Origin of the sequence: Acidianus brierleyi (assembly GCF_003201835.2) — an archaeon.
Taxonomy (GTDB): domain Archaea; phylum Thermoproteota; class Thermoprotei_A; order Sulfolobales; family Sulfolobaceae; genus Aramenus; species Aramenus brierleyi.
In genome coordinates this window covers 1,523,829-1,535,744 of record NZ_CP029289.2, presented here as the reverse complement: position 1 = coordinate 1,535,744, position 11,916 = coordinate 1,523,829, and the positions used below count along the sequence as shown (strand labels likewise).

The 11,916-nt window shown below is 31.2% G+C and carries 16 protein-coding genes; 7 read left to right on the top strand and 9 right to left on the bottom strand.

Annotation, left to right across the window (positions count from 1 at the left end; all coding sequences use genetic code 11):
- Positions 1-5 precede the first annotated feature (5 nt).
- On the top strand, positions 6-836 hold the full coding sequence (locus DFR85_RS24235; protein WP_162582733.1) for a helical membrane plugin domain-containing protein: 831 nt from the start codon (positions 6-8) through the stop codon (positions 834-836).
- On the opposite strand, the gene DFR85_RS24230 is transcribed toward DFR85_RS24235, so the two are convergent.
- The gene (locus DFR85_RS24230) at positions 821-1,630 is read right to left on the bottom strand and encodes an ATPase (RefSeq protein WP_110270483.1); all 810 of its coding nucleotides are present in this window, start codon (positions 1,628-1,630) and stop codon (positions 821-823) included. The genes DFR85_RS24235 and DFR85_RS24230 overlap by 16 nt on opposite strands.
- A 101-nt stretch (positions 1,631-1,731) precedes the next feature.
- Between DFR85_RS24230 and psmB the strand changes: the two genes are divergently transcribed.
- Genes psmB through DFR85_RS24210 form a run of 4 tightly spaced genes read left to right on the top strand, consistent with a single transcriptional unit; the run spans position 1,732 to position 5,178 of the window.
- On the top strand, positions 1,732-2,352 hold the full coding sequence (gene psmB, locus DFR85_RS24225) for an archaeal proteasome endopeptidase complex subunit beta (RefSeq protein WP_110270482.1): 621 nt from the start codon (positions 1,732-1,734) through the stop codon (positions 2,350-2,352).
- Between the two features lie 25 nt (positions 2,353-2,377).
- Positions 2,378-2,824 (top strand): YbhB/YbcL family Raf kinase inhibitor-like protein, encoded by a 447-nt coding sequence (locus tag DFR85_RS24220; RefSeq protein WP_110270481.1) that lies wholly within the window; start codon positions 2,378-2,380, stop codon positions 2,822-2,824.
- Positions 2,825-2,867: 43 nt separating this feature from the next.
- A complete protein-coding gene (locus DFR85_RS24215; RefSeq protein WP_110270480.1) occupies positions 2,868-3,860 on the top strand; it encodes a replication factor C small subunit in 993 nt (330 codons plus the stop codon).
- Positions 3,853-5,178, top strand: a complete 1,326-nt coding sequence (locus tag DFR85_RS24210; RefSeq protein ID WP_110270479.1) for a replication factor C large subunit — start codon at positions 3,853-3,855, stop codon at positions 5,176-5,178. The genes DFR85_RS24215 and DFR85_RS24210 overlap by 8 nt, the downstream gene beginning before the upstream one ends.
- On the opposite strand, the gene moaC is transcribed toward DFR85_RS24210, so the two are convergent.
- Genes moaC through DFR85_RS24190 form a run of 4 tightly spaced genes read right to left on the bottom strand, consistent with a single transcriptional unit; the run spans position 5,162 to position 7,616 of the window.
- Positions 5,162-5,605, bottom strand: coding sequence for a cyclic pyranopterin monophosphate synthase MoaC (moaC, locus tag DFR85_RS24205; RefSeq protein ID WP_110270478.1), 444 nt, complete (start codon positions 5,603-5,605; stop codon positions 5,162-5,164). The genes DFR85_RS24210 and moaC overlap by 17 nt on opposite strands.
- Positions 5,602-5,793, bottom strand: a complete 192-nt coding sequence (locus tag DFR85_RS24200; protein WP_246252852.1) for a hypothetical protein — start codon at positions 5,791-5,793, stop codon at positions 5,602-5,604. Before DFR85_RS24200 ends, moaC begins: the two co-directional genes overlap by 4 nt.
- Positions 5,794-5,839: 46 nt before the next feature.
- Entirely contained in the window at positions 5,840-7,078 is a 1,239-nt protein-coding gene (locus DFR85_RS24195; protein WP_110270476.1) for an ORC1-type DNA replication protein, read from the bottom strand.
- Between the two features lie 43 nt (positions 7,079-7,121).
- The gene (locus DFR85_RS24190; protein ID WP_110271838.1) at positions 7,122-7,616 is read right to left on the bottom strand and encodes a THUMP domain-containing protein; all 495 of its coding nucleotides are present in this window, start codon (positions 7,614-7,616) and stop codon (positions 7,122-7,124) included.
- Between the two features lie 101 nt (positions 7,617-7,717).
- Between DFR85_RS24190 and gins23 the strand changes: the two genes are divergently transcribed.
- Together gins23 and mcm are read left to right on the top strand one after the other, a co-directional pair.
- On the top strand, positions 7,718-8,218 hold the full coding sequence (gins23, locus tag DFR85_RS24185; protein WP_246252851.1) for a DNA replication protein Gins23: 501 nt from the start codon (positions 7,718-7,720) through the stop codon (positions 8,216-8,218).
- Positions 8,190-10,256 (top strand): minichromosome maintenance protein MCM, encoded by a 2,067-nt coding sequence (gene mcm, locus DFR85_RS24180; RefSeq protein WP_210433907.1) that lies wholly within the window; start codon positions 8,190-8,192, stop codon positions 10,254-10,256. The genes gins23 and mcm overlap by 29 nt, the downstream gene beginning before the upstream one ends.
- Here the strand turns inward: mcm and DFR85_RS24175 are convergent.
- From DFR85_RS24175 to DFR85_RS24160, 4 genes are read right to left on the bottom strand one after another with little or no spacing between them, the layout of a single operon-like run.
- The gene (locus DFR85_RS24175) at positions 10,253-10,471 is read right to left on the bottom strand and encodes a hypothetical protein (protein ID WP_110270474.1); all 219 of its coding nucleotides are present in this window, start codon (positions 10,469-10,471) and stop codon (positions 10,253-10,255) included. The two genes, mcm and DFR85_RS24175, sit on opposite strands and share 4 nt — an antisense overlap.
- 55 nt (positions 10,472-10,526) lie before the next feature.
- Positions 10,527-10,862: a hypothetical protein gene (locus DFR85_RS24170; protein WP_110271836.1), complete on the bottom strand. Its 336-nt coding sequence runs from the start codon at positions 10,860-10,862 to the stop codon at positions 10,527-10,529.
- A gap of 8 nt (positions 10,863-10,870) precedes the next feature.
- Positions 10,871-11,362, bottom strand: coding sequence for a CDP-2,3-bis-(O-geranylgeranyl)-sn-glycerol synthase (locus tag DFR85_RS24165; RefSeq protein ID WP_110271834.1), 492 nt, complete (start codon positions 11,360-11,362; stop codon positions 10,871-10,873).
- 2 nt (positions 11,363-11,364) lie between these two features.
- Positions 11,365-11,901: an AAA family ATPase gene (locus DFR85_RS24160; protein ID WP_210433906.1), complete on the bottom strand. Its 537-nt coding sequence runs from the start codon at positions 11,899-11,901 to the stop codon at positions 11,365-11,367.
- Between the last annotated feature and the right edge of the window lie 15 nt (positions 11,902-11,916).

Here is an 11,916-nt window from a genome sequence, read left to right as displayed (position 1 = left end):
CGAAAATGGCTTCCGAAATTGAAGTAAATGTTTTAGACAATATTTTATCTGGAGATAAACTGATAACAGTAAATCATTTACTTAGTTTATTAGAAAAATTAGATAAATTAGGAATAATAGATGTAGTAAACGGTCTATTGGAAGATGATGAATATCTAGGTAAGATAATGGGAGCTATAGTTAACGACAAAACTATGGAATTGATAGGAAATTGGAATAATTTAATGTCATTTATGGATATACTAACAGACGAGAATACAAAAGAAAATCTACAATTTGCTCTCAATATGTTAACTCAATTGAGAAAAACTGGCATTATAGACCCAGTTCTTGGTATTCTTAATGATGAAGAATATATGAGTAAGATAATGGGAGCTATAGTTAACGACAAAACTTTAGAACTTATAGGAAGGTGGAATAATATAGTAGATCTCATAGATACCGTAACTTCTACTGAAACAATTTCCTCAATAAAAAGTATACTGGAAGTGCTAAAAGATCTACAAAATACCGGAATTATAGATCCTATAAAAGGATTGTTAAAAGATGAAGAAACTTTAGGTAAAATAATATCTGGACTTGTTAATGATTTTACTATGAACCTATTAACAAATTGGGATAATATAATGAAAGGCTTAAGTGCTATGAACTTGGAAAATTTCAAATATTATACAGATCTAATTAATAAAGTAGGAGAAGCAATAAAAGTCGAAAAAGTAAAACCAGTAGGCCTAGGTGGACTATTATCATCTTTAAGAGATCCTGAAGTACAAAAAGGTCTAGGAATAATGATATCTATACTAAGACATATAGGAGAAAACTATAAATCTACATAACGCAAAAGCTCGTTTACTATTATATCATTTTTTGAATTTTTGATATTGATAACAAAAGTCTTATCTGGTTTAGTATATTCGAATATCTCTTTTGTCCTAATTATCCAAGGTGGTAATGTAAATAAGCTAAGTATCTTCCTTAATCTATCGCCATCTATCATAAATACCTTACCTGGGGCTACCGCAAACATTACATCAACGCCTAATGATGAATACGTAGGAGCTAAAGCATCATTATATGATTCTATTATAATATTATCTTTTTTTAAAAATTCTTTCACATTATTATCCACAATATAGCTTGATTCATTAACTTTGTTCCTAATACACCTATTCGAAACAATAATTGGTTTAAACGTATTATATAGATCTTCCAAAATATCACTTAAGGAGTCTATAACTAGTCCGGGGTCTACAGCGTAATAATAATCATTGCCGTTAACATCAGTATATCTTATCATAACTGGATATCCATTTTCCATCAGTTGTTCATAAAATGATATTTTATAGTCTAATTTCTCAAGATCTACTGGAAATAATAGTACAGCAAATGGATTTATAAGTCTAACATCAATTCCAGTTATATTATAATACTTCAACGCATCGTTACCTGCAAGAGCATTAATAGATTTACTTTTCAATAACGTCTCATAGCTATACCATCCATTATGACCAGCTATAGGTTTAAGAGGAAAAAAATTCAATCCAGTATTTTTTAATTCGCTTAATATATATGAAGCAAATGTAGTTTTACCAGAATCAAATGTAAGTAAACCATTAACAAGTATCTTCATTAGAAGTTTATTTAACTGGGTAGGAAAAAAACTTAATCCAGTAAAGATCTTACGTTAAGCAAGTTTCAAATACTAAATATGGAGAATATATAGTGGTAAGTATGGAAAGTGAAAGCAAAATTAAAATACTAAAAGGAACTACTACCGTCGGTCTAGTAACAAAAACTGCTGTAGTTCTAGCTGCAGATAGAAGAGCCAGTGCTGGATCATTTGTTGCTAATAAAATGGTTAGAAAAATATTATACATTACAGATAAAATAGGAGTAACTACTGCAGGTAGCGTAGCTGATTTACAGTTCATATATAACTATCTAAAAAATTTATATCATTTTAATTATATCTCAGGTAATAGACCAACAAGTATTAAGTCCTTGTCTACTTATCTGGCTAATGTGTTATCTCAAACCAAATATCTACCTTATGTTGTCCAGATATTGATAGGAGGGTATGATGATGCACCAAGATTATATAACCTGGATTATTTCGGAGATATGACAGAAGAAAAGTATGTAGCTACCGGATCTGGATCTCCAGTAGCAATGGGAGTCTTAGAAGATGACTACAATGAAAACTTATCTGAAGACGAAGCTATGGATCTTGCTGGTAGAGCAATATTATCAGCAATAAAAAGAGATTCATTCACTGGAACAGGAGCTATAGTAACTAAAATAAATGCACAAGGCCATATAGAGAAAGAGATCTATCCAAATAAGAAAGCTTAATTATTTTTAATTATAAAATCCTTACATGGAAATAAGATCTGCCTTCACAAACGGAGAAGAAATTCCAATAAAATATACTTGTGATGGAATAGATATATCTCCCCCATTGGAGTGGGAAAAAATAGATAACGCTAAAACTTACGCTATTATAGTTGAAGATCCAGATGCACCAGGGGGAACATTTATTCACTGGGTTATATATAATATAAAAAGAAATTCATTGCCGGAAAATGTGAAAAAGGAAATGGAGAGTGAAATTGGTATTCAAGGTGTTAATGATTTTGGTAAAATAGGATATAATGGACCTTGCCCTCCTAAATCTCATGGTCCTCATAGATATTATTTTAATGTCTATGCGTTAGATTCGGAATTACCTTTAAGGAAAAATATTACTGCAGACAATCTTAAATCTCTAATGGAGAATCATATAATATCTGCTGGCAATTTAATGGGAAAATATAAGAGAAAATAAGAAGAGTTGTATTTTTTATTCCTATAAATCACATTCTTTTTATATGTCAGAAATAGTCGAAGAGGTACTCTGGGCAGAAAAATATAGACCTAAAACTCTTAATGATATAGTAGACCAAGAGGACATAGTAAGCAGATTAAAAAGATTCGCTCAGGAGAAAAATATGCCACATTTACTTTTTGCTGGTCCACCAGGTACTGGTAAAACTACTGCAGCACTTGCCCTGGTACATGATTTATATGGAGATAACTATCTACAATATTTCTTAGAACTTAACGCCAGCGATGAAAGAGGCATCGACATAATAAGAAATAAGGTGAAAGAATTTGCTAGGACAATGGTTCCAGGAAATGTACCATTTAAAGTAATTCTTCTTGATGAAGCAGATAATATGACTGCTGATGCTCAACAAGCTCTTAGAAGAACTATGGAACTTTATACAGAAACTACCAGATTTATCCTGGCCTGCAATTATCTTAGTAAGATAATAGATCCTATACAATCTAGAACTGCACTGTTTAGATTCTATCCATTAAAGAAGGATGACATAGTAGGCAGGTTAGAATATATATCAAAACAGGAGAAAGTGGACTTTGATACTAAAGCCTTAGAAACTATATACGATGTGACTATGGGAGATATGAGAAAATCAATAAATATTTTGCAAGCTGCGTCGGCTTATGGTAAAGTTACTGTAGAATCAGTTTACAAGGTATTAGGATTTGCACAGCCTAAAGAAGTGAGAGATATGTTAAATTTTGCTCTAAAAGGTAAATTCATGGATGCTAGAGAAAAACTTAGATCGTTATTAGTAACTTATGGACTATCAGGTGAAGATATAGTAAAGCAGCTGCATAGGGAATTAACTTCTAATGAACTTCAGATACCAGAAGAATTAAGAGTATTATTAATGGATTATATAGGCGAAATAGAGTTTAGAATAATAGAAGGTGCAGATGACGAAATTCAACTTTCTGGACTTTTAGCAAAAATAGCTATTTATGGTAATAAATATCTAGGTAGTAATAATGAGTAATTTACCATGGATAATAAAATATAGACCAAAGAGTTTAAACGATGTAGAAAATCAAGACGACGTTAAAAATTCGGTAAAAGAATGGATAGAATCATGGCTCAAAGGTAAGGCAGAAAATAGAGCTATACTGCTTTATGGTCCTCCTGGCTCTGGGAAGACTACTATAGCTATAGCGGTAGCAAATGACTATAAATTAGAATTAATGGAAATGAATGCTAGTGATAATAGAAATATAACTGCAATAAAAAATATTGCAGAAAAAGCGGCTTTAAGTGGCAGTCTTTTTGGCATACGAGGAAAACTAATTTTTCTAGATGAAGTTGATGGAATAAATGTTAAGCAAGATTCTGGCGCAATTCCTGCCATATTAGAACTAATACAAAAATCTAAGTATCCAATAATTATGGCGGCTAATAATCCATGGGATCCAAGCCTTAGAGATCTTAGAAACGCTACTAAAATGATAGAAGTTAAAAAACTAGGAAAATATGCATTAAAAAGAATTCTGTCTAAGATCTGTAACTCGGAAAAAATACAATGCGAAGATGAGGCATTAGGCGACATAATAGACATTAGTGAAGGAGATGCTAGATATGCCATAAATTTACTACAATCAGTGGCTGAAGGATATAAAAAGGTTACAGAAACTACTGTTAGCGAGATAGCAAAAAGAAAAGAAAGAGAACTAGACTCATTTGAGACTGTAAGAAACGTGTTTTGGGCTAAATATGTGTGGCAAGCTAAGAACGCCGTTTCAAATTCACAAGTTGATTATGATTTACTTATAAAATGGTTCTCTGAAAATATACCAATACAATATGATAATTTGGAAGATATTTGGAGGGCTTATGACGCGTTATCTAGAGCATCAATATTCTTAAATAGGGCTAAAACGTCTGGTTGGGATTTACTTAGTTACACTTTTGATTTAATGGGACCAGGCGTAGCTATGGCCGAAACGGAAAAATTCAAACAAGGATGGAAGCCTAAATGGAAAAAATATCAATTCCCTCAAGTTATACAGATGTTATATAAGTCTAAAGAAAATAGGGATCTCAAGAATTCAATACTTGAAAAAATAGGTAAAAAAATACACACATCTAGCGATAAGATTCTAAACGATGTGTTTCCATATTTCATACAATACTCAAAAATAAAGGAAGTTTCGAAAAATCTTGAATTAACTCCTAAAGAACAAGAATATTTATCTACAATAAGTGGAGAAACTAGTAGTGAAGAAACACAAACTAAGTATACACAAAAATATTCTCAAAAGAAGACATATAGAAGATACAGCAGTTCTAAGAAGAAGACTTAATTTTGTTTACAACCTTAATATTCTTTATTATCGTAGTAGGGTATTGCCCATTTTCGTCTTTTTCGTATTGTTTTACCATATCCCATATTGTAAGTAAAGCCACTGCAACCGAAGTTAATGCTTCCATTTCTACTCCTGTTCTATAATGAGCCTTGATTGTAGATCTTACTCTCACTCCTTCTTCTTCTAAAAATATTTCTAATCCAGAATATTCTAAAGGTATAGGATGACACATTGGAAGCAATTCATAATTCTTTTTAGCTGCCATAATGCCTGCTACTTTAGCTACAGTAATGACATCACCTTTTTCAATTTCTCCCTTTTTTATTCTTTCTATTGTTTCTTTCTTTAATTTTATGAATCCTTCTGCTATTGCTTCTCGCAATACTATATCTTTAGGAGATATATCAACCATTTTTGCTGTCATATATCCTCAAGTTCTTCAAGCAGATTTTTAAGAATTATAACTTTTTGGTTAGAATAGTTTAACCTAGCTATTTTAACTCTACCACTATCTATAATTTCTATATATCCCTTGTTTTTTAGAATTAAAATCTCTCTTTTTAAAACAGAAAATCTAACTTTTGAGAGCCTAGAAAGCCTAGTAAGGCTCAAATCACCATATTGCATTAATGTAAGCAAAATCTTAATTCTCTGAAGTTTAAGTGTATTTTGTATTTAGCTTCCCCCTTATTTGCTTAGTTATATAATCGTCAAATTCTTGAGACAGTGGAACTGACAAAGAAATCAATGTAGTTCTTCCTCTAGTTCCACGTCCACTTTGCTGAGTATTGAATATGCCCATTAACTTAAGCCTTCTAACATACTCGTATACTTGCGTATGCCTTCTAGGCTCTTCTCCAATGTCTTTACAAATCTGTTGATATTCTTCTTCAACTTTTCCCATAGAAAAAGCTTCATCTCTAAATCGCTTGCTCAAATTACTAACCGATTTTATAAGTAATAAAGAGTGTAATTCCAAATCGCCTATCTCATCAAATATTACGCTAGCCTCTTGATTTAATTTAGAATTTGCTAGTTTTACATGATCTAATGTTACAAGTAAGGATTTTTCTCTATCAGCTATTTCACCTGCTAGTTGCAATGTCTCTATAGATAATCTGGCATTCCCACTTCCTCCTTTGTCAAATCCATTCATATCTGCCACAAACTTTACTGCATCATCTAAGACAGCATTTTCATTAAATGCTTCTCTAACTCTATCTTGCAATATATCATATAATTCTGTTGATGAATAAGGCTTGAATTCTATAATATTTCTTAGAATATGGTCCTTAATACTTTTGTCTAGAGAATTAATAGTGGAAAGATCTCTAACTACGAAAATATAGCTTATTCTTTTAACGGCAGCAGAGATCTCATCATAAAGTCTTACAAGAAAATAGACGTCTTCTTGGGGAGACGTATTTACTAGATAGTCAAATTCGTCTAGAGTTACTATTATATACATATTTCTCTTATCTAAATAGTCATGAATAACCTTGAATACTTCTTGTGAGGATAATCCTCGTACTGGTATAGGAAGTTTTAAGATATTTGCAATTTCTAGCGTTAAAAGGTAAAGAGTTCTTTGTCTATGACAATTAATATGTATATACTCGGTTTTTATGCCTCTATTATTCGTTATTCCTTTAAATCCTTGTCCAAAAGATTTAGTTGTTGCTGTCTTGCCAGTACCTGTTCTTCCCCAAATGACAACTCTTATCGAAGAATTTCCTGGATCATTTATTATGTCTTTAAACGCTATAGTTAACTCTCGTATTTTATCTTCTCTATGTAAGAGTCTTTTAGGTATGTAATCTGGAAAAAGAATTCCTTTATTCCTAAATACTGAAGGTGATTCTAATTCTGAATTAATTATATCTTCAGGGGTCGCCATAACTTTCACCTATACGTTATATAACGAAGTATTACTATATATTCTAACCGAGGGACTTAACCGAAACTTTTTCTTGATCCTTATTTAATATAGAAACATAAACTGTATCTTTAATTATATTTAGATTTACTACCTTGTCAGGAGTTTTATAGTCAACACTAAGAAGTCCTTTTAATTTTAATGCTATTCCTATTTCTAACATTTTACAATCGAAATTCCCTGATCTTACATAACAATTAACAAAAAATTTCGATATATGGAGTTTTGTGAGACATTCTGATACTTTGCAAATAATAAGTTTGGTATCTAAAGGTAATATCATATTTATTGGAAATATCTTTTTTGCACATGCTGGAGGAGCAGAAATAATTAGTCCATACGTTTCTATAGGAGATAACGACGTTTCTACTATTATCACATTTTGTGTAATTTCTTTTGCTATTGCATTAGAATCTTTTATAAATATTCTATTTAATATTTCTACGACACATTTATTGCCTTTATTAGACGCAGTAGTAACTAGAACTTTAGGTTCCATATAAGTTCTAATACTGAATAAAGCCAAAATAGTTCTAAAACCTTTACCATAAAAAATAACTTATGTTTAATACTAAACTAAGGGCGATAAATCGATTATTTATGGTAGAAAAAGAGAAGGTAATAGTACTTGATGACACTGGAACTATAGATTTAGGCTTTAATGAAATTTCCTTATATAAAGGAAGTGAAGATGAAATACCTTTCTGGTTAGCTAAAGAGTTAGAAAAGTCTGGAAAAACAAAGGTTAATAGACCTAATATCGATGAAATGGGAAGAATACTATTCCAAGAGAAACAAAATATAAATACGCCTGCATCAATTATCCAGCTTTATAATAATTTCTATATCATTATAAAATTTCTAATAAATGATCTAAAAAATTCAAGTAATATAGAAGATCTAGAACGTTTAAGAAAAGTATACGCGATAATAAAGGAATTATCTTCTATTAGATTGAGAAAAATAATACAATTAGCGTTGCTTAATATAAATGAACAAACACTTATAAGTAAAATGACAAAAGAAGAATTTTTAGTGTATTCAACTATAAGTGAAATCTTAAGAAAGTATTATGGTGATATTATTGGAAACTCAAGTTGATATAGGAGATGTTTTTGAAGAATTCTTGAAGAATTTCCAGGATATCCCTGGGAATTTTAAGTACATGAATCAAATTAATGAAATCATAGCATATAGAAAGAAAAGTATAATAGTAGATTTTAATGATTTATTTTCATTTAATGAAAAAATTGCTAATGAAATTATATTGAATCCTTTACAGTCACTAACTTTACTTGAAGATAGAATGATAAAAATAATTGAGGAGTTAGATAACTCGTATCCTTTAGAAGTAGAAAAAGTTCATGTCAGAATAATAAATCTACCAAGAGTAATAGAGTTAAGGAAAATACGAAGCAGTGATGTTAATAAAATCATAAGTGTAGAAGGAATATTAACAAAACAAACTCCAGTTAAAGAAAGAGCATATAGAGTAACATTTAAGCATGTTCATCCAGATTGTAACCAAGAATTTATATGGCCTGAAGAAGGAGAAATGAACGATATAATAACTACTCCTTCCGTATGTCCTAGATGCGGAAAAATAGGCCAATTCGAAATAGTTCCAGAAAAAACAAAACTTATAGATTGGCAAAAAGTTATACTTCAAGAAAGACCTGAAGAAGTCCCACCAGGCCAATTACCAAGACAAATTGAAGCAATCCTTGAAGATGATCTAGTAGATTCGGCCAGACCAGGAGATAGAGTAAAACTAACTGGAATATTAATGATAAAGCAAGATTCTATAGTAAAAAGAGGCAGTAGAACAGTTTTCGATGTTTATATGAAAGTAATAAGTATAGAAGTTTCAGAAAAAGTTCTAGATGAGGTAGAAATAACCGATGAGGACAAGAAGAAGATCCAAGAGCTAGCTAAAGATCCTTGGATAAAGGAAAGAATTATGTCATCAATAGCACCTTCAATTTATGATCATTGGGAAATAAAAGAAGCCATAGGATTAGCACTTTTTGGAGGAGTTCAAAGGACAATGCAGGACGGTACTAGAATAAGAGGAGACATTCATGTTCTAATAATAGGTGATCCAGGTACAGCAAAATCGCAATTACTACAATTTGCTGCTAGAGTAGCACCTAGATCTGTTTACACTACAGGTAAAGGTGCTACTGCAGCAGGTTTAACAGCAGCCGTAGTTAGAGAAAAAAATACTGGAGATTATTATTTAGAGGCTGGAGCGTTAGTACTAGCAGATGGTGGGATAGCCGTAATAGACGAAATAGATAAGATGAAAGATGAAGATAGAGTAGCAATACATGAGGCAATGGAACAACAAACTGTATCTATAGCTAAAGCAGGTATAGTAGCGAAGCTAAATGCTAGAGCAACTATTATAGCAGCAGGTAATCCAAAATTTGGAAGGTATATTCAAGAGAGAGGAATAGCAGAAAATATAGATTTACCTCCTACTATTCTCTCCAGATTTGATTTAATATTTATTTTAGTAGATAAGCCTGGCTCAGAAGATCAGTTATTAGCAAATCACATTCTAGATATGCATGGAGGAAAATCTGTTAAAAATTCCATAGATGTAGATTTATTGAAAAAATATATAGCATTTTCTAGAAAATACGTTAATCCTCAACTAAGTGACGAAGCAAAAAAACTATTGGCAGATTTCTATGTGGAAATGAGGAAAAAAAGTTCTGATACGCCAGATTCTCCAATACTAATAACTCCACGACAGCTTGAAGCCTTAATAAGATTAACAGAGGCATATGCAAGAATGGGACTGAGAGAAGTTGCTACTAGAGATGACGCAGAAAGGGCAATAAATATAATGAGGATATTCTTGGAAAAAGTAGGTCTAGATGTAGAGTCTGGTAGTATAGATATAGATACTATAATGCTAGGTAAACCAAAGAGTGCAAGAGAAAAGATGGTTAAAATACTAGAAATAATAGATACGCTTGCACAAAATGAAGAGTGCGCTAAGATAAAAGAAATTTCAAAAGAAGCAGAAAGAGAAGGAATAGAAAAACAAAGTACTGAAAAAATAGTCTCAGACATGAAAAAGAGCGGCTTAATTTATGAAGTAAAAACTGAATGCTTTAAGAAAGTTTAAGCAAGTCTCTTGTAAATAGAAATAGGAGTCCACATTACCCATGATGGCACACTTTTTATAAGTTCATATGCTTCTTCCCATCCAGCTAATCCAAGATCTCTAGCTAATTGCTCTAAAGTTATTTGAGTCCTAACATATTTATTTAGTAACCTTATAGCATCGTCATTTATTTCTACTTCTCTCCCACTAGTCAACTTAACCTTTATTGGCTCCATACTCAATAAACTTTATACGTATATTTTAAATTTTACTATCAGAGTGATAGTATTTTTATATATTGTGAATTATATTGTTCACGGAACTTATTCCATACTGTTCCCATATAAGTATAGCTAATATCATAACTGCAAATATAATTAAAAAAGATCCAAATTCTATTTGCCTTCTTTCTAATAAATAAATACCGGAGAGTAGCATTGCGACAAGTATGCTTCCAAGCACTAATAATCCAGTAGCTTGAGGAACTCCTCCATTAAAATACGTTATAGGAGAAATGTAATAAGGAACAGCTAATACTCCAAATATTGCTACCATCATTATTATGATCAAGATTATTACTAAATAGGTATTCAATACTTGGCTGTACGTTCTTCTACTATTTGCCATAATATAACTTACCATGGTACACTTTTTATTTTTAATCGATATGCAATATCGTTAGTCATTATATGCAATAGAAAAGCTATGATGGCTACAAATATAAATTGATATATATTTATCTGTATACCTAGAATAATTAGAGCTATTGTAGCTCCTATTACAAAATCAAGCTGATCTAATAATATTGCCCTTCCGCCTCTAGGAATATTAAGTCTTCTCTTAATAAAAGCTCCGCTCATATCTCCAAACATTGCAAATAGAGATTCGAAAAACGAAACAAAGATCCACCAATTTCCGTAAAACTTAGCTAGAATTAAACCTACAGTAGTTCCAAAGGTTAATGCTACTAATAAACCTTCAAATGTCTTACCATCTCCAAATATTCTTCTGCCGTCTATAAAATTCTTTCCTCTGTCTATCGGAGTTCCTTTCCTTACAAAAGGACCTGATCCATTAGCTATAAATGCCGGAATATAAAAAGAAAAACCGATAAGAAGACTTAGCAAGCTTACAAACAACCTATAACACCATCCTCACTAATCTTGAATTTACAATTTCTTAAATTTCCTATTATATTCCCATTAGCTAATCTAAGAACATCGCCAGAAAAATATCGCATAAATTTTTCTCCACTTACCTTATTATTCATAGAAACTTGCCAAAAAAGAAGAACTTTGCCATATTTAGAATACTCACTTAATAACATTAAAGGGTAAAGTAGACCTTTGTATTTTTTATCAATTCTATAAAATTTGTTTATAGTATCTACTACTATTACACTAGGTTCTAATAACATTGCTTTTAAAATAGAATTCATAAGTTCTAATGAAGTAGATACGTCTGCAAATAATACGTTTTTAAAATATATATTCGAAACTCTAGATTTATAGATATAACCTTCTGAAGATATAAAAATAGACCTGGAAAATTCTTTAGCAACTTGAAGTCCTATTATAGTCTTTCCTCTACCGGAAGCTCCATATATAGACACTAGATTACTCTCTTTAAATATGAACTCGCTTATTTTGCAATGTTTATATTCCACTATATTTTAATAATA

Bases quoted from the DNA above. Each gene is read 5' to 3' on its own strand.
- DFR85_RS24235 (WP_162582733.1), top strand. From the start codon at position 6: ATGGCTTCCGAAATTGAAGTAAATGTTTTAGACAATATTTTATCTGGA.
- DFR85_RS24230 (WP_110270483.1), bottom strand. From the start codon at position 1,630: ATGAAGATACTTGTTAATGGTTTACTTACATTTGATTCTGGTAAAACT.
- psmB (WP_110270482.1), top strand. From the start codon at position 1,732: ATGGAAAGTGAAAGCAAAATTAAAATACTAAAAGGAACTACTACCGTC.
- DFR85_RS24220 (WP_110270481.1), top strand. From the start codon at position 2,378: ATGGAAATAAGATCTGCCTTCACAAACGGAGAAGAAATTCCAATAAAA.
- DFR85_RS24215 (WP_110270480.1), top strand. From the start codon at position 2,868: ATGTCAGAAATAGTCGAAGAGGTACTCTGGGCAGAAAAATATAGACCT.
- DFR85_RS24210 (WP_110270479.1), top strand. From the start codon at position 3,853: ATGAGTAATTTACCATGGATAATAAAATATAGACCAAAGAGTTTAAAC.
- moaC (WP_110270478.1), bottom strand. From the start codon at position 5,605: ATGACAGCAAAAATGGTTGATATATCTCCTAAAGATATAGTATTGCGA.
- DFR85_RS24195 (WP_110270476.1), bottom strand. From the start codon at position 7,078: ATGGCGACCCCTGAAGATATAATTAATTCAGAATTAGAATCACCTTCA.
- DFR85_RS24190 (WP_110271838.1), bottom strand. From the start codon at position 7,616: ATGGAACCTAAAGTTCTAGTTACTACTGCGTCTAATAAAGGCAATAAA.
- gins23 (WP_246252851.1), top strand. From the start codon at position 7,718: ATGGTAGAAAAAGAGAAGGTAATAGTACTTGATGACACTGGAACTATA.
- mcm (WP_210433907.1), top strand. From the start codon at position 8,190: ATGGTGATATTATTGGAAACTCAAGTTGATATAGGAGATGTTTTTGAA.
- DFR85_RS24175 (WP_110270474.1), bottom strand. From the start codon at position 10,471: ATGGAGCCAATAAAGGTTAAGTTGACTAGTGGGAGAGAAGTAGAAATA.
- DFR85_RS24170 (WP_110271836.1), bottom strand. From the start codon at position 10,862: ATGGCAAATAGTAGAAGAACGTACAGCCAAGTATTGAATACCTATTTA.